16 protein-coding genes are annotated in these 20,501 nt (G+C 33.7%); 11 read left to right on the forward strand and 5 right to left on the reverse strand.

Annotated elements, in window-relative coordinates; translation table 11 throughout:
• Window positions 1–15: 15 nt before the first annotated feature.
• Window positions 16–1,380 (reverse strand): methyl-accepting chemotaxis protein, encoded by a 1,365-nt coding sequence (locus tag BMY18_RS10495; RefSeq protein ID WP_092453744.1) that lies wholly within the window; start codon window positions 1,378–1,380, stop codon window positions 16–18.
• 224 nt (window positions 1,381–1,604) lie between these two features.
• Here BMY18_RS10495 and BMY18_RS10500 point away from each other — a divergent pair, with 224 nt between their 5' ends.
• Window positions 1,605–3,443 (forward strand): glycoside hydrolase family 3 protein, encoded by a 1,839-nt coding sequence (locus BMY18_RS10500; RefSeq protein ID WP_092453746.1) that lies wholly within the window; start codon window positions 1,605–1,607, stop codon window positions 3,441–3,443.
• Window positions 3,444–3,582: 139 nt separating this feature from the next.
• Here BMY18_RS10500 and BMY18_RS10505 read toward each other — a convergent pair whose 3' ends face one another.
• A complete protein-coding gene (locus BMY18_RS10505; RefSeq protein WP_092453748.1) occupies window positions 3,583–4,839 on the reverse strand; it encodes a CYP152 family fatty-acid peroxygenase CypC in 1,257 nt (418 codons plus the stop codon).
• A gap of 254 nt (window positions 4,840–5,093) precedes the next feature.
• On the opposite strand from BMY18_RS10505, the gene BMY18_RS10510 reads away from it, so the two are divergent.
• Window positions 5,094–5,318: a hypothetical protein gene (locus tag BMY18_RS10510; protein ID WP_092453750.1), complete on the forward strand. Its 225-nt coding sequence runs from the start codon at window positions 5,094–5,096 to the stop codon at window positions 5,316–5,318.
• Window positions 5,319–5,403: 85 nt separating this feature from the next.
• Here the strand turns inward: BMY18_RS10510 and BMY18_RS10515 are convergent, their stop codons facing one another.
• Entirely contained in the window at window positions 5,404–5,592 is a 189-nt protein-coding gene (locus BMY18_RS10515; RefSeq protein WP_092453752.1) for a hypothetical protein, read from the reverse strand.
• Between the two features lie 239 nt (window positions 5,593–5,831).
• Between BMY18_RS10515 and BMY18_RS10520 the strand changes: the two genes are divergently transcribed.
• The 4 genes from BMY18_RS10520 to asnB all read left to right on the forward strand — a co-directional run bounded on the left by BMY18_RS10520 (window position 5,832) and on the right by asnB (window position 11,941).
• Window positions 5,832–6,731, forward strand: a complete 900-nt coding sequence (locus tag BMY18_RS10520) for a leucine-rich repeat domain-containing protein (RefSeq protein WP_092453754.1) — start codon at window positions 5,832–5,834, stop codon at window positions 6,729–6,731.
• A 50-nt stretch (window positions 6,732–6,781) separates the two neighbouring features.
• On the forward strand, window positions 6,782–8,314 hold the full coding sequence (locus BMY18_RS10525; protein WP_092453756.1) for a vWA domain-containing protein: 1,533 nt from the start codon (window positions 6,782–6,784) through the stop codon (window positions 8,312–8,314).
• Window positions 8,315–8,464: 150 nt separating this feature from the next.
• Complete coding sequence (locus tag BMY18_RS10530) at window positions 8,465–9,991, forward strand: ATP-binding protein (protein WP_092453758.1); 1,527 nt, start codon at window positions 8,465–8,467, stop codon at window positions 9,989–9,991.
• A gap of 96 nt (window positions 9,992–10,087) precedes the next feature.
• Entirely contained in the window at window positions 10,088–11,941 is a 1,854-nt protein-coding gene (asnB, locus tag BMY18_RS10535; RefSeq protein ID WP_092453760.1) for an asparagine synthase (glutamine-hydrolyzing), read from the forward strand.
• 130 nt (window positions 11,942–12,071) lie between these two features.
• Here the strand turns inward: asnB and BMY18_RS10540 are convergent, their stop codons facing one another.
• Together BMY18_RS10540 and dpsA are read right to left on the reverse strand one after the other, a co-directional pair.
• Window positions 12,072–12,671 (reverse strand): dipicolinate synthase subunit B, encoded by a 600-nt coding sequence (locus tag BMY18_RS10540; RefSeq protein ID WP_092453762.1) that lies wholly within the window; start codon window positions 12,669–12,671, stop codon window positions 12,072–12,074.
• Window positions 12,672–12,707: 36 nt separating this feature from the next.
• Window positions 12,708–13,592, reverse strand: a complete 885-nt coding sequence (gene dpsA / locus BMY18_RS10545; protein ID WP_092453764.1) for a dipicolinate synthase subunit DpsA — start codon at window positions 13,590–13,592, stop codon at window positions 12,708–12,710.
• Window positions 13,593–13,734: 142 nt separating this feature from the next.
• Between dpsA and BMY18_RS10550 the strand changes: the two genes are divergently transcribed.
• The 5 genes from BMY18_RS10550 to recJ all read left to right on the forward strand — a co-directional run bounded on the left by BMY18_RS10550 (window position 13,735) and on the right by recJ (window position 20,418).
• Window positions 13,735–14,703, forward strand: coding sequence for an AEC family transporter (locus tag BMY18_RS10550; RefSeq protein WP_092453766.1), 969 nt, complete (start codon window positions 13,735–13,737; stop codon window positions 14,701–14,703).
• A 106-nt stretch (window positions 14,704–14,809) separates the two neighbouring features.
• Window positions 14,810–14,956, forward strand: a complete 147-nt coding sequence (gene scfA / locus BMY18_RS10555) for a six-cysteine ranthipeptide SCIFF (RefSeq protein ID WP_092453769.1) — start codon at window positions 14,810–14,812, stop codon at window positions 14,954–14,956.
• A 66-nt stretch (window positions 14,957–15,022) separates the two neighbouring features.
• The gene (scfB, locus tag BMY18_RS10560; RefSeq protein ID WP_092453771.1) at window positions 15,023–16,381 is read left to right on the forward strand and encodes a thioether cross-link-forming SCIFF peptide maturase; all 1,359 of its coding nucleotides are present in this window, start codon (window positions 15,023–15,025) and stop codon (window positions 16,379–16,381) included.
• 16 nt (window positions 16,382–16,397) lie between these two features.
• A complete protein-coding gene (secD, locus tag BMY18_RS10565) occupies window positions 16,398–18,605 on the forward strand; it encodes a protein translocase subunit SecD (RefSeq protein ID WP_092453773.1) in 2,208 nt (735 codons plus the stop codon).
• A 94-nt stretch (window positions 18,606–18,699) separates the two neighbouring features.
• Window positions 18,700–20,418, forward strand: coding sequence for a single-stranded-DNA-specific exonuclease RecJ (gene recJ, locus BMY18_RS10570; protein ID WP_092453775.1), 1,719 nt, complete (start codon window positions 18,700–18,702; stop codon window positions 20,416–20,418).
• Window positions 20,419–20,501: the final 83 nt, after the last annotated feature.

Here is a 20,501-nt window from a genome sequence, read left to right on the forward strand (position 1 = left end):
TTTTATTATTACCTACTATTTTGCATTTTTTAATCCATCTAATAGTATTGCCATATTAGCATTTAATTGTTTTATATCATTTTCTATATTACTTCGGTCTTTGTTATTAACATCTCTTATTATTTTTTTAGAATAGAAATGTACATTCTTATGTGGCTCATACAATTTTATCATTGGGGAGTTGGAATTAGAACTTTTTAAATGTTCTAATAACTTTCCAAGCGTACATTCTGTATACTCATTAATACTTTTTTCTTCGATTTTTATAAATCCACATACTACATTATATACTTTCCATTTCCATAATAAATGTTCTGAAATCATACCTATAAACATATCATTACCATGAAAATCCTTAAACAAAGGTCTTCCGATATTTCGGCTATCTTCAGCTAATTCACTAAAATCATAGATTCCATGGCCCGTCTGCATACATGAATCATATAAGCTAGAGGTCTGATTATTGATTTCCGCTAATCTTGCGGAGATTTCTTGTGTTGTAGCAGTCTGTTCTTCAATATTGGCAGAAATACCGTCAAATGAATCACCGATGCTTTTTAATGCTACTTCCATCTTACTCATTGAGCTAGTTGCCTCGTCAATTGAGTTTTTTCCTTCAGAAAATATTTTCACAGCGCCTATAATGACATCTTCGGATATACCTATTTCATCTCTTAATTTTTTGACCATTTTTCTGATGTAATTTGCTGATTCCTTTGTGTTTTCTGCAAGCTTCTTGATTTCATCAGCAACAACTGCGAATCCTTTTCCTTTTTCACCAGCTCTTGCTGCTTCAATGCTGGCGTTAAGTGACAATAAATTAGTCTGTTCAGCAACATCGTTAATTATATTTACGATATTTTCAATTTCTTTTGTTTCTTCAACAACGGTATGCATTTTATTCTGCACAACAGTAATCTGATCAAACGATTTATATATGTAGTCAAATGACTTGTTAATTGTCTGTAATGATTCAGTAGACATAGAAATTGTATTGTTAGTGGTTACCAATGAATCCTGTACATAAATGGCAACTTCTTCAATTGCATGGCTCATTTGCTCACTGCTGGATGAAACATCTTGAACAGAGTTTCTTTGAGTGTCAATATTATCGACCATTTCTTTTATGTAATCCATCTGGGTAACATATTCAATCATTTCTGAATTTTTTAAAAACAAAGCTTTTACCTGATTGGTTTTTACTTTGATCAATCGATTAATAGCCTCTTCAAGTTCATTGCTTGCTTCTAGATAACCGTTGTCCCCCTTTTCTTGGTTATAAACATCACTAATGGTACATAACGTATTTAATCTCTCAATTAAGTTCTTCTGATAATTTTCGTTCTTGATTATTTCGAGCTTTTTCGTTTGGTTAAACATGAATTTCTCCTTTTTAAAATATAATTGTATAATAAATATTATACTAATTTATTATACAGTTAGTCATGACAAATATTTTCCATATTTAACAAAAATTAACATTTTTTTAATATCAATGTACTTAAAAGTATTGAATTATGATAAAATGAGATTAGTTTTTTGAATTGTTAGCGATTTAACAAAGTTAGGAGATTTATCAATACACGAAAAATGGGGGCTTTAAAATGAAACGAAGAGTAATTGCATTATTATTTGCGGTAATCCTAGTGGTTACCGGTTGCAACAGTACGGCTGTATCAAAAGATGGCGAGAGTAAGTCATCTACAGGAAACACAGGTAGCAATGAAACGGTAGAGGCCATAATGGCTAGACTTACCATTGAACAAAAAGCTGCACAGATGGTGCAGGGAGCAGTTTATAATATAACTGAAAGTTCCATGAATACAAATGATTATGGCAGTATGCTTTCCACTTTTGGAAGCTCATTTCTAAATGCACCAAGTTGGAAGACTTTAATTCTGAAATATCAGAAAAGTGCAGTGACATCAACAGCCGGAATTCCTTATATTTATGGAAATGATGCGGTTCATGGAGTAAATACCGCTAAGGGTACCGTGATTTTTCCTCATAATATCGGAATAGGTGCGGCGAATGATGTAGAGCTTTCCTATCAGATGGGGATTGCAGTTGCAAATGAAGCAAAACTTACAGGAATGCTTTGGAGCTTTTCACCTTGCTTAGCAGCGGCTCAAGATCCGAGATGGGGACGTACTTATGAAAGCTATTCTTCCCAGAATGACATCGTTGCAAAATTGGGAAGTAGCTTTGCAAAAGGAATGATAGATGGAGGAGTGCTACCTTGTGCGAAGCATTTTCTAGGAGATGGTAATGTATTGTTTGGAACAGGTGAAACGCTGGATGGAGAAAAAAGGTTAATTGACCGGGGGGATGCGCAACTTTTAGATGAAGAAATCAAGAGTTTGCTGACAGTATACAAATCAATGGTAGACACCGGCGTAAAGACCGTGATGATTAGCCACAGCAGTTTAAATGGTACGAAGATGCATGAAAATGCCAAATATATAAATGCATTAAAGAATGATTTGGGGTTTGACGGTTTTGTTGTCAGTGATTGGGATTCTATTCACAACATTCCTGGAGCCAATCTAAAGGCTCAGACAGTTACTGCAATTAATGCGGGAATTGATATGCTTATGGAGGATGTTGATTTTGAACAATGCCGTAAGTATATTGTAGAGAGTGTTAAGGAAGGTACTATTTCTATAGATCGTGTAAATGATGCCGTTACACGTATCCTTAATGTTAAGAAGGAAATGGGAATCCTAGATGATCCAATGATGGAGAATGTTAAAGCGGATGTTGAAACCACAGGATCACAGAAATATCGTGATTTAGCAAGAACGCTTGTAGAAGAAAGCCTTGTTTTGCTGAAAAATGATAATAAGGTATTACCTATTAAAAAAGGCACTAAAATATTTGTAACCGGTCCTGCAGCCAATGATGTTGGCGTTCAATGTGGGGGCTGGACATTGACTTGGAGTGGCAGTTCCGATGCTGATAACAGTGGGAAAAAATGGGTTTCGGAAGGTAAAACAATTCTGGATGGTTTGAATGCACTTGCTACTACATATGAATTAACCATTATCACGGACGTGAACAAAGCAAAGGATGCTGACATGACACTTCTGTGCCTTGGAGAAAAGACTTATGCCGAATGGAATGGAGATAGCGCTGATATCAGTATTACCGGAAAGCTTGGGCTGGCAGGTAATGCCGAAGCAATTAAGTTGGCGAAAGATTTACAACATCCTACAGTAGCCTGTATCGTAGCAGGTAGAAATGTAATAATGGAGGAATACATGAATCAGTGGGATGGTATCGTTATGTGCTACCTTCCCGGAAGTGAGGGAGATGGTGTGTCGAATGTACTGACTGGTAAAAGCAGCTTTAAGGGTACATTACCAATGCCATATTACTCAAAAGTAGAAGACATTAGAACCGATAAGGTACTGTTTCCAGTTGGATATGGCCTTAAGTATTAATTAAAGATAGCATAATGCAGATTAGTTAGGTAACATAAAAATAGATAAAATAACTTAGGTAACTAAGTTGTTTTATCTATTTTAAGGTACCTCTATTGTTGAACGCATTAATTAAACTCAATGTAAGACGAGTGTCAGATTAATTAATCTGCATTACCCTTTTTATAATAAATCTACTTTTAGGAAGGGTTGGAATACGACATAAAGGATAATTGAAGTTTTGCTTAGGAACTTTATAGGATAAATTTTTTGCAAGAAAGTCGAAGCTTTCCTTCATAATTTCAATGGTTAGTAATTCACCGGGACATCGATGACCATTCGCATAATCGCCACCGCCTTGTGGAATAAAAGAAAAACGGTTGTCGTTCCAATTAATGAACCGCTCCGGAATGAATTCATTAGGATTTGACCATGATTTTTCACTATGATTTGTTCCATAAACATCTAATAAAACAAGAGTACCTTTATCGAGAAAATAATTTTTCCAAATAAAGCTTTTTCTTACTTTGGCCCCTACAAATGGTGTAAATGGGTAGAATCTCCGAACTTCCTGTACAAATAGTTGCCTATAATCATTAGTGTTTGATCTTAAATTCAAACGACAGGCAGGGTTTTTGTGTATTGCTAAGGCGCCAAATGTAATATACGTAGCGATTGCTACGATAGGTCTTATAATATTAAGTAATTCAACAGCAGCAATCTGCGTACTTAAGATCCTATTATTTCCATCACGATGCCATGCTATGGTATATGCGGCTGTGCATTTTTGTGGTGATATTTTTTGAGAACGTATTTTAGTGATAATGTCTGCAATCCATTTTTCTGAGTTTTTACGTGCACATTTACCTTCCCAATACCGTAAGCCTACTCCACCAAATCCATCAATCATTTTACCTAAGTCACGAGCTCTCTGAGTTACTTCAGTGCTTTTTAAAGGTACGCCAGCCCATCTACAGGCTACCTGACACATGATTATTTGTGCTTCATCAAACAAAACAATATCTTTATTATTCCATTTCTTCGTATTTATTTCCCATTGTTCGCGAGTGTACTGAATTAGTGTTTTTAAGTTTTCGTAATTTATAATTGACATAAATATTTCTTTACGCTCTTTATGAGCGCGTCCATCTAGCCCCTGTACTCCATTTTTTCCAAACAATGTCTTTTGAATTCTTTTGGGCGCGACATTTTTTCTTGTAAAGTGGGCATCATCATAAAATGCTTTGGCAGCTTCTTCTCCGCTCATACAAATCACTTTTTGCCCTAATAAGCGGGTTTTAAATATATCTGTTTGATACCTTTTACATCTGTTTTGTATAAATGGGTAACCTTCAAATAATAATAACAAACTATTATCTATAGTCTTATCACATGGAATTTTTTTGATTTCATTCATAATATTTCTCTCCATTTCTACGCATTTTCATGCATAACTACACATTTTCGTACTTTTCGCTATGATGTTACACTTGATAGTGTTGTTATTATGTGTAGGTACATAAATATAATACTTGTATAATGTTAAAATATCTTTCCGAACATTTATGAGCGAAACCTTGCAAAGTTGAGAATATTGGTATAAAAAAATGTCTGTTGCAGATAATATAATTACATTAATTTTTAGTATATAAAAAAGAGAGGAACAGACCTATGAAGAGTATAAGAATTAATATCGAAGGGTTACAAGAAATAGAAACGCAAGATAAAGTAAGAGATCAATTAGAAAGTGTAATAGGAGTGCAGAATGTTGGAATGAGTGCAGGTCAGACCTATGTAGATGTGGATTATGACGAGCAAACATCCGATATAGAACTTAATAATCATTTGCAAAATAATGGGTACAAGATAACGGATAGAATAATAGAAATAAGATAAAGGGTATTTCAGTTACTAAATTTAAACAAAAATAAAGCAATGCCACCATATACTATTTTATTTGTATTGGTAACATTGCTTTATTTTATTTTACATTTGTATTGTTTTCATTAGGCTCATCTGAAGAAACCACATTTGTTGCATTTGAAGACTTTGATTTATTGGTTTTAGGAATATTTTCATCAATTGTTTTGAAGTGGTATTCCTTCGCTAAATTAATTGATTTATCAGTGTGAATGTCATCAATAGACATTCCAAATAGATTTTCATCCATATTATCAACCTCCTTTTCTTGAGTGATTTTAGTATTTATTAAAAAAGTAAATGTTATACATTCTGTTAAAAAAACGTGAAGGAAATTTGTTCCATTTCAAGGAGTGGTACTATTTCTATTTTACAAAATACATAGAATACCTTATAGTGTTGTTGTGGGATGACGTAGAAAACCATGATTACTTTAAATTAAACGAATAAGTTACATTATAAGAATATTGGGGCTAGGTAAAAGACATTATGAAAAATGATATTACTGGTAAATTACATTTGAAATATAAATTAGAGGCAAAATCCTCAAGTGTTACAATAACCGAGTATCTTGGGAATTTTTTATCCTATAAAATCCCAGAGGTTTTAGAGGGGAAAACAGTTACAAAGATTGAAAAATATGCATTTCACGAACATCGTGAATTAGAGGAAGTTATGATACCGAAAGGCGTTGTAGAAATAGGAGAACATTCTTTTTATAATTGTAGAAATCTTCATAAAGTTATAATGCCTGATAGCATACGTTTCTTTGGTGATGGTGCATTTAAAAATTGTGAGAAGCTACATACGATTGAAATCAATAACATTCATAATCAAATGTTTTCACTGAAAGGTATTCTTGCGGAATTGAATCAAGAAGTAATCGTAACAATGCATTATGATGACGCAGATGCAGTACTAGTATTTCCATACTATATGCATAGCTTCGAGGAAAATACACCTGCAAGAATTGTGACTCAGGTGACGGTTGGTTCTGGAGTCCATTATAGAGAGTGTGTTTATCGAGAGGATGCATTATATAATGAGTATGACAAGATATTTAGTGCGGAGAAGAGTATTGATGTTACAGAATCTGCATACAAAATTGCGCTATATAGACTAGCATATCCATACAGCCTATCTGAAAAAATGCGTCAGGAATATTATGCATATATCTACGAAAATAGAATGAAACTTGCAGACAATTTGTTGAGAAAAGAATATAATGATATGTTGCAGAAATTACTAGAACTTGATGTGCTAAATCGCGATGATATGGAAACAGTTATCGAAATGGCTAGAAATTATGGACTAATGCAAGGACTCAGTATATTATTACAATATCATAATGAAAAATATGGAATCAAGAAGAAAACATTTGAATTCTAAAGAAACGGTGAATTCTAAAGAAAACATTTGAATTCTAAAGGGGTAGGCTTATGGACCAAAAAGAAATATCACATAAAAGAGAAGCTGATGCTTGGACAGTGCTTGGCGAAAAAATATTAACGGCGGCGAAAACAGAGTTATTTATGTCTATGCGTTATTTGTATTTGGCATTAAATAGCTTGGAATTTGTACGTAATCAGAAAACCTTTTTTGTTGGATGCGATGGGGAAAATATATATTATAATCCACTGCTGCTTTCTGAAAAGTACAAGTATAATCCAACGCTTATCAATCGAGCATATCTTCATATGGTGCTTCATTGTATATTTAGGCATATTTATGCGGCTAATAAAATTTCCACAGAGCAACTATGGGATATATCGTGTGATATAGCAATTGAGTATTTGATTGATAATATGGAATATTCAAGCGTTAGGCAGCTAATTCCAGATGTCAGAGAAAATGTTTATATGAGATTAGCGAAGGAATATCCGGTAGTGAGTGCGGAAAATGTATATAGATATCTAGAGAAACAAGATGATAAGACATTGTTGAAACTGTCAGTTGCTTTCCTGGTAGATGACCACAGCTTTTGGTATAGCAAGAAAAAGCAAAAGACAGAAGACAAAAATCAAGATAACAAGGACAACAAAGATAATAACGACAACAAAGATAATAACGACAACAAAGATAATAACGACAACAAAGATAATAAAGACAATCAAGATAACAAGGACGACAAAGATAATAATAACAACAAAGATAATAGTAACAAAGATAACAACGGCAATAAGAACAACGAAGACAACAAAGACAACAAAGACGACAAGGACAACAAAGATAGCAGTAATAATAATAGTAAGCAAAACGATGATAAATGGAAAGATATTAGTGAGAAAATGCAGACGGAACTTTCTACTTTTCAAAGTAGTATCGGGGATGAACATCATTACTTGTCAAAATATTTGACGCTTAGCAATTCAGAAAAAATGTCTTACAAAGAATTCTTGAAAAAATTTGCAGTTAGTAAAGAAACAATGCAGGTGGATATGGATGCCTTTGATTATGGATTCTATAATTTTGGAATGCAAATGTACAAAAATATGCCTCTGATTGAAGAATTAGAGTATAAGGAAGAACAAAGAATTGAAGATTTTGTGATTGTTCTTGATACTTCGGGGTCATGTTCGGGACAATTGATTAAAAAGTTCCTAGAGGAAACTTACGCAATTTTGTTAGAGCAGGAAAGCTTTTTTAATAAAATCAATCTTCATATCATTCAATGTGATAATGAGATTCAGTCGGATATATGTATTCATAGCCGTAAGGAATTAGATGAGTATAAAGCTAATTTCGAAGTAAAAGGATTTGGTGGAACTGATTTTAGACCGGCATTTGAATATGTTAATTTACTGATTGAAAAAAAGCAATTTAATAGACTAAATGGAATGCTCTATTTCACAGATGGCAATGGAATATATCCAACAAAAAAACCACCATATCAAGTTGCATTTATATTTGTTGAAACAAAAGGTGAGCTAAAGCAAGTGCCACCATGGGCAATAAAACTTGAGATTACGTAATGCGAAACAATGATTAGATGAGATATTAGATGAGATATTAGATGAGATATTAGATGAGATATTAAATGAGATATTAAATGAGATATCATATGAAATATTAAATGGAAAAAGGCTGAAAGAAACAGTTCAGCCAACGAAATGGAGAAAAAAATGGACATAAAACGAGCAAAAGATGAGATTGTAAATACCGTGAAAGCATATCACATGACTGATGAGACAGGTCATTTTTTAATACCGACAGTAAGACAACGTCCTGTACTTTTGATAGGGCCACCAGGAATTGGTAAAACTGCTATTATGGAACAGGTGGCAAGAGAATGTGAAATCGGTTTGGTTTCCTATACCATGACTCATCATACAAGACAGAGCGCATTGGGATTGCCATTTATTGAAAAGAAACAATATGGTGGTAAAACATTTTCAATAACAGAATATACAATGAGTGAGATAATTGCAGCAGTTCACGAAAGAATTGAAAAGACTGGATGTCAATATGGAATTTTGTTTATTGATGAAATCAACTGTGTATCGGAAACACTTGCACCCGTAATGTTACAGTTTCTTCAGTGCAAAACATTTGGTAATGCGAAGGTTCCTGATGGTTGGGTGATTGTGGCGGCTGGTAACCCTCCTGAATATAATCGTTCTGTAAGAGAATTTGATGTGGTTACACTAGACCGGGTTAAGTTGATAAATGTTGAAGCAGACTATAGTGTATGGAAAAAATATGCATATCAGCAAAATATTCATGGTGCAATTCTATCCTATCTTGAGGCAAAACAGGAGAATTTCTATCATATTGAAACAACAGTAGATGGCAAGAGATTCGTTACTGCTAGGGGCTGGGAAGATCTGTCTGAACTTATATATGTATATGAAAAATTGAACTTTAAAGTGGATTCATTAGTAGTGGGACAATACTTACAAGATAGAAAGATAGCGGTAGATTTTGCAAATTATTTGGAATTGTATTATAAATATGAGGAAAACTATAAAATGGAGGATATCCTGAATGGTAAAGTGGATGAAAAACTTATAAATAGAATTCAAAATGCAGCCTTTGATGAGAAAATCAGCGTGGTTGGGCTCATGCTCAGTAGGCTTAATCTAGAATTTATGAAAGTGAATAAGTACGATTCACTGGTTACTGAAATCTTTGAAACATTAAAAACATTTCATAACAAAGTTCAACTAGGCGGTGAATTTGTTCCATTTACGATATTAAGACAGTTAATTGAGGAAAAAAGTAAGCTATATGAGTTAAGCAAAGAAAACGCTATGTTTGAAAAAGATCAGGAAATCAGCACATACAAAGCATTGGAAGCACTTAATTCGTTTGCTTTAAAACTTGCCGAAAGTGGGGAAACGAATGGCGAGAAGGCGTTTGAAATAGTAAGAAAAGAATTCATGAAGATGAAAGAAATTCGCGAAAACAGGATAAAAACTGCTTCTTATTTACTTGAAAATGCGTTCGACTTTATGGAGACAACATTTGGTGAAAGTTCAGAAATGGTGCTATTTGTAACGGAGTTGTCAGCTGGGTTTTATAGTTTGCGATTTATACAAGACAATGGATGCGACAGGTTCTACAAGTATAATATAGATCTTAGTAATAAGAGTAGCAGAAATACTCTGATTAATGAAATAAACATGATTGATAATGACATAGAAAGCTGATTTTAGTTAGCAAAAAAGATTGTATAAAAATAAGTAATTAATTCACAAAAAAAGGCAACTCTCCATATACTATATGAAAATGGAGGTGTTGCTTTTTTGTGTGGTATAGCTGGATTTTGTGATTTTACAAGTAAAGTAAGTAATCGATATGAGCAGGCAAAGATAATTGCTGGGAAAATGGGAAATACACTTGCACATAGAGGGCCAAATGATTCTGGAACATATATTGGTGAACATGTGGCATTTGCGCATACAAGACTTGCAGTTATTGATCTAATTGGCGGAGCGCAACCAATGGTAATAACGCAGGGAGAAAGAATATATACAGTTGTATATAACGGAGAATTATATAATACATCGGATATAAAACAAGATTTGTTAGTGAAGGGTTATCATTTTACTACACAGTCGGATACAGAAGTGTTGCTTACTGCTTATATAGAGTACGGCGAAAAATGTGTGGACCATTTTAATGGAATATTTGCATTTGCAATATGGGATAGTTATCTGAGAAAGTGTTTCTTATGCAGAGATAGATTTGGCGTAAAACCATTATTTTATTCGGTTAAAGATAATGTAATTGTTTTTGCATCCGAAATAAAGGCATTGTTTCAATATCCGGGCATTCGCCCAATCGTGAATCAGTATGGTTTATGTGAACTGTTTGGTCTAGGACCTGCTCGTTCGCCTGGGTGTGGGGTGTATGAGGGCATTAATGAGGTTATGCCAGGGTTTGCGGCTACAATTGATTACAGTGGTATGCGCTTATATCCATATTGGACGCTAAAAGGAGAAGACCATGAGGAATCATATGAAGAAAGTGTAGAAAAGACAAGGGAACTGTTGATTGATTCAATCAGTAGACAGCTCGTTAGCGATGTTCCTATATGCACATTGCTTTCCGGTGGTGTGGACTCAAGTGTTGTATCTGCAATTGCTGCAAATGTTTTAAGAGAGCAAGGTAAGACATTAGATACGTATTCTTTTGACTATTATGATAATAGCAAATATTTTAAGGCATCTAAGTTTCAACCTTCCGAGGATCGACCATATGTAGACATAATGCAGAAAACAATCGGTTCAAATCATACTTATCTTGAATGTGGTAGCCAGGAACTTTATGATTATCTATTCCATGCTGTTAGAGCAAAAGACTTGCCAGGAATGGCTGATGTTGATTCCTCAATGCTATATTTTTGCAGAAAAGTCAAAGATAAACATACAGTATGTTTATCCGGCGAGTGCGCGGATGAAATATTTGGTGGATATCCTTGGTTTAGAGATGAGGATGCTATGAAAACAAATGCATTTCCGTGGTCAAAAGATCTCTCGGTAAGAAAAAATATTATGTCAAAAGATCTGTTAAGTAAAATTCCATTGGATGAATATGTAAAGAGCCAATATGAAAAGACCATTGCTAGAACACCGTGTCTATTAGGAGAAGATGGTAATGAGAAGAGACGAAGAGAGATTAGTTATCTTAATATTACTTGGTTTATGACGACCTTATTAGACCGAAAAGACAGAACAACAATGGCTAGCGGTTTGGAAGTAAGGGTACCATTTGCAGACCATAGGCTGGTGCAATATGTGTATAATGTACCGTGGAAATACAAATATCACAATGATGTAGTGAAAAGTCTATTAAGAGATTCTATGAAGGGATTAATTCCGGATGAAGTATTATATAGGAAAAAGAGTCCATATCCAAAAACCTATGATCCAGCATACGAAAACCTGCTGAAAGTGGAATTAAATAAAATTATAGATGAGGGAAATTCACCACTTTTAGAATTAATAGACTTAAAGTCAGTAAGACAATTAATAAGTTTAAGTTCGGATTATGGAAAACCTTGGTTTGGTCAGTTAATGGCAACACCGCAGATGTATGCTTATCTGATAGAAATTGATTATTGGATAAAGCATTACGGCGTGCAAATAAAATTGTAGGTTTATAATAAATTCATAATTTCAAAAAAGCTACCTTGGCAAATGTTTGTCAAAGTAGCTTTTGATTTTTGTTATTATAAGCTATTAGTTGAGTCATCGAAAACGACAACTGCATAGTACTAAGTTCGAATCAATTAGTATTCAATAGGACACCTTGAATTACAGGTTGTAGTTGCTTGCCTTGTAATGCATTTAATAAAGTCGGAATGATAAGCTCAGGATTAGAGATCATAGAGTTTGGTTTTCCAACGCAATTATCTTGGCCAAAAGGTACAAAATATATATGCTTTGTATTAGCAAGAAGCCCAATGTTTTTTAAATTCATACTTAAAGAATCATTACTCGATAAGTGTATAACGAGAGGTCGATTGTTGCGAAGATGAGATTTTGCTGCCATTAAAACTGGGGTATCTGTGATTCCATTCGCTAATTTTGCTAACGTATTTCCGGTACATGGCGATATTAATAGAATATCAAACATTTTTTTTGGACCAATAGGCTCAGCATTTACGATTGTGGTTATCGGTTTTTTGCCAGTGATTTTTTCGGCTCGTTCAAGATGGGTCTTGGCATCGCCAAAGCGCGAATCAATGGTAGAAGAGTTATTTGAAAAAATCGTGGTTACATTGGCTTCCTCTGCAACAAGGTTTTCAAGTGCTTTAAAGATTTTTTCATAAGTACAAAAAGAGCCTGTCATTGCGACTCCAACATTAATACCTGATAAGAGCATATTCTACTCACTTCTTTCTTACTTAAATTAGATAGGTTAGTTCTTTAAAAAAATATCAGTGCGCTCGTAAATGATTCGTTCGACTCTTTCATAAATGAAACGAGCTGATGCAAGCGGCGCTATTTTGCCAGGGATACCGAGGCATAGTTTTGCATTTATACCAGCGGATTGAACGTATTCATAGTCAAGTCCGCCAGGAAAAGCGGCAATATCAATAATTGTTGTGTCCTTGTTTACCAATCTTAATGTATTTTCTTTTAGTATTAGAGTCGGAATTGTATTAAAAATAAAATCACTTTCTTGCACTCTTTTATCAAGCTGATCTTCATAACAATAAGAATATCCATAAGAAGAAGCAACTGCAGCTTGAATTTCACGTCGTATTAAAATGCATATATTTCCATTCAGATTAGACAAGCGATTGGCAAGAACACTTCCGCATCGTCCGTAACCCAGAACTAGACATTTGCTATTGTGAATGTTAACAGGACTTGACTTAATTGCTTCCATGATTGCACCTTCAGCAGTAGCAATCGCATTATTAATTGCAAATGATTCATTCTCTAAAAGGTCATAATGAGTGATTTTTTTATTACAACAATATTCTTTCAGTGCAATTGGAAATTTACCACCTATCACAATGTGATGTGCCTGTAGACCATTTATAAAATTCTTGATTGTAAGATCTTCTTTACTTTCAAGATTAATAATATGTTCTTGATCATTAGAAAATGGGATAGGACATATTAAAACAGTACTTTCTTCCATTATCTTATTAAGGCTATTTGTAATGATGGCTGTGTCATTCATAGAGGAATTTCCGTAACATAAAGTCGGAAGTCCTTTGCTTAACAATATATCTGCTAAATATTTTAGGCGCATATCGCCGCCGATGATAGCAATGCTTTTTTTCTTTGTCATATGCAAACTCCTTATTTAGTAATATAGATTTATTTTATGCATGAGGGACAAAAAAGTTCGATGGCACTTGAAAAAGCTGAAATATATGCTACAATCACAATTGTTTACTTGCGTACAGAAAAATCGGAAGGGTTAGGATACAATGGACAGTTTTGTTTATAGTGTGAATGCTACAGTGCCAATATTTCTTGTTATGATTCTAGGCGGTGTAATTAAGAAGTTAAATATAATAGATGATAATTTCGTTAATAAGGCAAATAAATATGTGTTTATAGTGGCGCTGCCCGCTATGCTTTTTAAAGATATAGCACAATCTAATGTAAAAAAAGATTTTGATATTAGCTTTGTATTGTTTTGTATGATCGTAACAACTATATGTTTTGTTGCAATCTGGTTATTGTCGGAATTGTTTATGAAAGATGACACAATGAAAGGAAGCTTTATTCAAGGTTCATTTCGAAGCAGCGCGGCCATTCTTGGATTGGCATTTGTACAAAATATGTATTCTAATACAGGAATGGCGCCGCTAATGATAGTAGCAGCTGTTCCACTTTATAATATATATTCAGTAATTGTCTTGACTTTTAAAGCGAAAAAACGCAATGAAGATGGAAGTCTGATTGAAGTGAGCAACGCAGAAAACATTAAGAAAGCTTGCATCAATATCATTAAAAATCCCATAATAATAGCTATTTTTTTTGGATTATGGTTTTCTGTATTAAATATTAAGTTCCCAGTAATTATAGATAAGACAATCACAAGCGTCGCTTCCACTGCGACCCCAATTGCTTTAATTGTAATTGGAGCAGGATTTGAAGGGCGAAAAGCAATTAAAAAAATAAAACCAACGATTATTGGTTCGGTCATTAAATTGATTTTGCAAGCAGGAATATTCTTGCCGATTGCAATATGGATGGGATTTAGAAATCAAGAATTGGTATCAATATTAATCATGCTTGCATCGCCATCAACAGTAAGCTGCTATATAATGGCGAAGAGTATGAATAATGATGAGGTCCTCGCCTCTAGCATTATTGTTTTAACAACATTGTTCTCATCGGTAACACTAACAGTATGGATATTTGTTCTTCGTATGGGTGGATTTATTTAAATAAAATAGATCTAGATTCATAACGAATATAAAGCAAAAAAATGCTTTAAATAATATCCACTTTATGATATAATAATCAAAGTTTATAAACTTAGGAGGTATCATTGTGAAACATATTAAGACTATTAGTGATCGCGTTTTGAAAGATACAATGAAAAAGGGCGGATGTGGCGAATGTCAGACTTCATGTCAGTCAGCATGCAAAACATCTTGCACAGTAGGAAATCAGAGCTGCGAGAACAAAAATAATTAAGAAATTTGGAGAGTGTTTAAAGCATTAAAGGACACTCTCTTATTCATTGAAAGGTAACTTAATATAATGGTACATCAGTACAAAAACAACGGATTTAACATAATACTTGATGTCAACAGTGGAGCTGTTCACGTGGTTGACGATATAGTATATGATATTGTGCCTCTATTTGAAACTTTGAGTTTAGAGGAGATAAAAGAAAAGTTTGAAGAAAAACATTCTGAAAAAGATATTTATGAAGCCTATGAAGAGATCAAAGAATTAAAAGAAGCAGGCAGACTTTTTACAGAAGATATTTATGAAGAGTATATTGATAGTTTTAAGGACAGACCTACAGTCGTTAAGGCACTTTGTTTACATATTGCGCATGATTGTAACTTAGCTTGTCGTTACTGCTTTGCAGAAGAAGGCGAGTATCATGGCAGAAGAGCTTTGATGAGTTTTGAAGTTGGGAAGAAAGCATTAGATTTCTTAGTTCACAATTCGGGTTCAAGAACGAATTTGGAAGTAGATTTTTTTGGTGGAGAGCCTACTATGAACTGGGAAGTTGTAAAACAACTTACAGAGTATGGTAGAAGTCTTGAAAAAGACAATAACAAGAAATTTAGATTTACATTGACTACGAACGGAATTCTTTTAAATGATGAAATCCTTGAATTCGCAAATAAGGAAATGTCTAACATTGTACTTAGTATAGATGGCAGAAAAGAAATTAATGACCGTATGCGTCCTACTAGAAACGGTAATGGAAGTAGTTATGATATTATTATGCCAAAGTTCAAAAAGGTAGCTGAAAGCCGTAATCAGAATAATTACTATGTTAGAGGAACTTTTACACATAATAATTTAGACTTTTCTAAGGACGTACTTCATTTTGCAGACAATGGTTTTGAACAGATTTCAGTGGAACCTGTTGTTGCACAACCAGAAGAAGCATACGCGATTAGAGAAGAAGATTTAAATCAGATTTTTGGTGAATATGATAAATTATCAGCAGAAATTGTAAAACGAAAAAAAGCTGGGAATGGCTTCAATTTCTTTCATTTTATGATCGATTTAAATGGCGGACCTTGCGTTGCGAAGAGACTTTCGGGTTGTGGTTCAGGATGTGAATATTTAGCAGTTACTCCTTGGGGTGATTATTATCCATGTCATCAGTTTGTTGGTAAGGATGAATTCATTATGGGTAATGTCGATGAAGGAATTACAAGACTTGATATTCGGGACAAGTTCAAGGCGAGCAATGTATATTCAAAAGAAAAATGTAAAGTGTGTTTTGCAAAATTTTTCTGTAGTGGTGGGTGTGCAGCAAATTCTTATAATTATCAAGGTGATATCAATGATGCCTACGATATTGGTTGTGAAATGCAAAGAAAAAGGGTTGAATGTGCAATTATGATTAAGGCAGCAATGGCACAAGACTAATTGGAGGAGTAGAAAAATGAACTACAAATTAAAGAAGAAGGTTATTTATTCACTTGTTATACTTGCAATGTTATTTGGATTTAGTTATATTGCATATTTTGGAATTGCGAATAATAATGGAAGTAATGGTAGTGCTTCTGACATTAAACTTGGCTTGGATTTAGCTGGTGGTGTTAGTATTACATATGAAACAGTAGATCCTAATCCTAGTGCTCAGAATCTAACAGATACAATCTATAAGCTTCAGCAAAGAGTTGGAACTTATAGTAATGAATCAGAAGTATACAAAGAAGGCGGAAATAGAATAGCTGTTGAAATTCCTGATGTGACAGATGCGAATACTATTTTGGAACAGTTAGGAACTCCAGGGTCTCTTGAATTTTTAGATGATGCAGGATATAAGGCTTTTAATGCAAAAACAGCATATACACCATTACTTACTGGTTCAGATGTAAAAACTGCTTCAGCATATACAGATTCTGCTGCAACTACTGGCTCTAAGTATGGAGTAAATCTTGAATTTAATGATGAGGGTGCAAAAAAGTTCGAATCGGCGACTGCTGCAAATATAGGTAAAGCAATATATATTGTTTATGATGGTGCTACTGTAAGTCAACCTATAGTTGAAACAACAATTAGTGGTGGTAGTGCTGTAATCAACAAAATGGAATCATTTGAAACTGCTGACAAACTAGCTTCCTATATCCGAATTGGTTCAATTCCATGTGAACTTAAGGAAATAAGCTCAAACGTTGTAGGAGCAAAACTTGGCGCAGATGCAATTCGTACAAGTATTATGGCTACTATTATTGGTCTTTTAATATTATTTGCATTTATGATTGTTGTATATAGAATTCCTGGTATTGTTGCATGTATATCTTTGATTATATATACAGCGGCCGTTATTTTGATGGTAAGCTATTTCGAAATAACACTAACACTTCCGGGTATTGCGGGTATTATTCTTGGCATTGGTATGGCAGTAGATGCTAATATTATTATATACTCAAGAATTAAAGAGGAAATTGGCGATGGAAAGACAATTGAAAATGCGATTCACCTAGGTTTCCATAAAGCTTTAACAGCAATTATAGATGGTAATATAACAACTTTAATTGCAGCATTTGTGCTTGCTATAAAAGGTTCTGGTAGCGTTCAAGGGTTCGCTAAGACGCTTGCGATTGGTGTACTTGTATCTATGTTTACATCGATTTTTCTATCTAGAACAATTATCAAGCTCTTATTTAGCTTAGGCGTTAAAAATCCAAAGTTATACGGTGCTACTCAGTTTAAGAAAATATATGATTTCATGAAGAGAAGATATCTATATCTTGGCGTTTCAATCATTATTATAATTGCGGGATTTGGTTATATGATATTTAATTCGACTACAGGTAATGGAGCTTTTAATTATAGTCTTGAATTTGTTGGTGGTACTGTTACTACAGTTGAATTTAATGAAAATATGAGTCAAGCCGAAATCGAAGATAAAGTAATTCCAGTTATTCAGGGAGTTATCGAAGTGAATAATGGTGTACAACAACAAAGAGTTACTGACAGTAATCAAGTTATTTTTAAAACAATTACACTTGATCTTGCACAAAGAGAGGCTTTAGATACTGCTTTAGAAACTAACTTTAATGTTCCTCAAACTGCGATCACAGCTGAAACAATCAGTGCAACCGTTAGTGAAGGAATGAAAAATGATGCAATTATTGCGGTAGTTGTTTCCATTTTATTAATGTTATTATATATTTGGATTAGATTTAAAGATATCAAATTTGCTGCAAGTGCAGTTATTGCATTGGCGATTGATTTGTTAGTATTGTTGGCATTTTATTCATTCTCCAGAACTGCCGTAGGTAATACATTTATTGCATGTATGCTTACAATTTTAGGATACTCAATAAATGCTACTATCATTATATTTGATAGAATTCGAGAAAACCTTAAGACTGCAAATAGCAAAACGGACTTAAAGGTACTTGTTAATACAAGTATTACACATACATTATCAAGATCAATTAATACGAACCTTACAGTATTTATTGTATTATTAGTATTATATATTGTTGGTGTAGGTTCAATTAAGGAATTTGCACTTCCACTTCTCGTAGGTGTGGCATTTGGTACTTTTTCATCAGTATGTATTACTGGTGGATTGTGGTATACATTTAAAATGTATGCTGATAAGAAAAAGAATAAAGTAATCGCAAGTAAATAAATTCAGCATATAATTTAATATCCCAGTCGAATACTAAAATTTGACTGGGATATTTTTATGTAGGTTTATTAGATAGAATAGGTGGAAAAGAAAGATGAGTATTTGGAAAGTATATGCAAAGAAAGCAGATTTCTATGAAATCGGGAAAAAGTATAATATAGATCCAGTGGTTGCACGCGTGATAAGAAACCGCGATGTAATAGGAGAAACAGATATTGAAATGTATCTTAGTAATGGTCAAGATTGCTATAAAATCTTACATAATCCACGAACGCTGTTAGACATGGATAAGGCGGTATCTATAATTAAAGAAAAAATCTCTTCAAATTCTAAAATACGAATAATTGGAGATTATGATATTGATGGAATTTGTTCGATATACATATTATATAAAGCATTAGAAAAAATTGGGGCAGACGTGGATTATGTGATACCGCATAGAATCGTTGATGGTTATGGAATTAATGAAAATCTTATTTTACAGGCGAAAGAAGATGGAATAGATACGATTATCACATGTGATAATGGGATTGCAGCAATTGACCAGATTGCTTATGGAAAGAAGCTTGGGATGACTATGATAATTACTGATCATCATGATATCCCTTACATCGAAGATAATAATGAAAAAATATATTTATCCTCCAAAGCAGACGCAATCATTAATCCTAAGCAAATTGAATGTACGTATCCATTTAAAGTATTATGTGGTGCAGGAGTGGCATTTAAACTGGTTCAGGTACTATATGAAGAGTATGAAATCCCCGATTTGGAGCTTTCTGAGCTGATTGAATTTGCGGCGATTGCAACGATAGGCGATATCGTAGATTTGAAAGATGAAAACAGGGTAATCGTAAAACTAGGCTTGAATAAAATTAAGAACACTAAGAATCTTGGGTTGAAAGCATTAATTGATTTATGTGGAATTGATATGGAAAATATCAGTACCTACCATATTGGCTTTATAATTGGACCATGTCTAAACGCCAGTGGGCGTCTAGATACTGCAAATAGAGCTTTACAAATGCTTTTAGAAAAAGATGAAAAAAAGGCCTATGAATTGGCTGGAGATCTTAAAGCACTCAATGACGAGCGAAAAGATATGACCCAGAAAGAGCTTTTAAAAGGGTTGGATATTGTGGAAAAGGATTCTCTAAATAATGATAACGTTCTCGTCGTATATTTACCAGATTGTCATGAGAGTCTAGCAGGAATTATTGCAGGAAGAATCCGCGAAAAATATTACAAGCCAACCATTGTGCTTACGAATGCGGAGGAGGGTGTCAAAGGTTCAGGACGCTCAATTGATGGCTATAATATGTTTGAAGAAATCAACAAGTGTAAAGATTTACTCATAAAGTTTGGAGGACATCCAATGGCTGCAGGAATGTCATTGTCTGAAGAAAATGTGGAAAACTTTAGAAAGAAATTGAATGATTGTGCCAATCTTAGTGAATCTGATTTGACAAAAGTTACTTGGATTGATGTTGCTATGCCAGTGGATTACGTAACAATGGATTTGGTTAAACAACTTTCAGTGCTTGAGCCATTTGGTAAATCAAATGAAAAACCTATATTTGCAGATAATAATCTAATAGTAAAAAATGCTTATTTGATTGGAAAAAATAAAAATGTACTTAAAATAACGCTTGAAAATGAAAGAGGTAATATAATTGAAGCAATTTCATTTCGTGCTTCGCAAGAGAACCTCCCAGTAAGAGGGGATAAGAAATCTATATTATATTATCCCAATATTAATCTCTATAATGGAAGAACAAGTTTGCAATTTAATATAATAGAGATGAGTGAATAGCAATTATAATAAAAAAGCTGTAATAAAGCTGTAATTAAATAAAAGTTGTTAATAGATAAGTTGACACAAGTATTTAAGAATAG

Source organism: [Clostridium] fimetarium, assembly GCF_900111235.1.
Taxonomy (GTDB): Bacteria; Bacillota; Clostridia; order Lachnospirales; family Lachnospiraceae; genus Clostridium_N; species Clostridium_N fimetarium.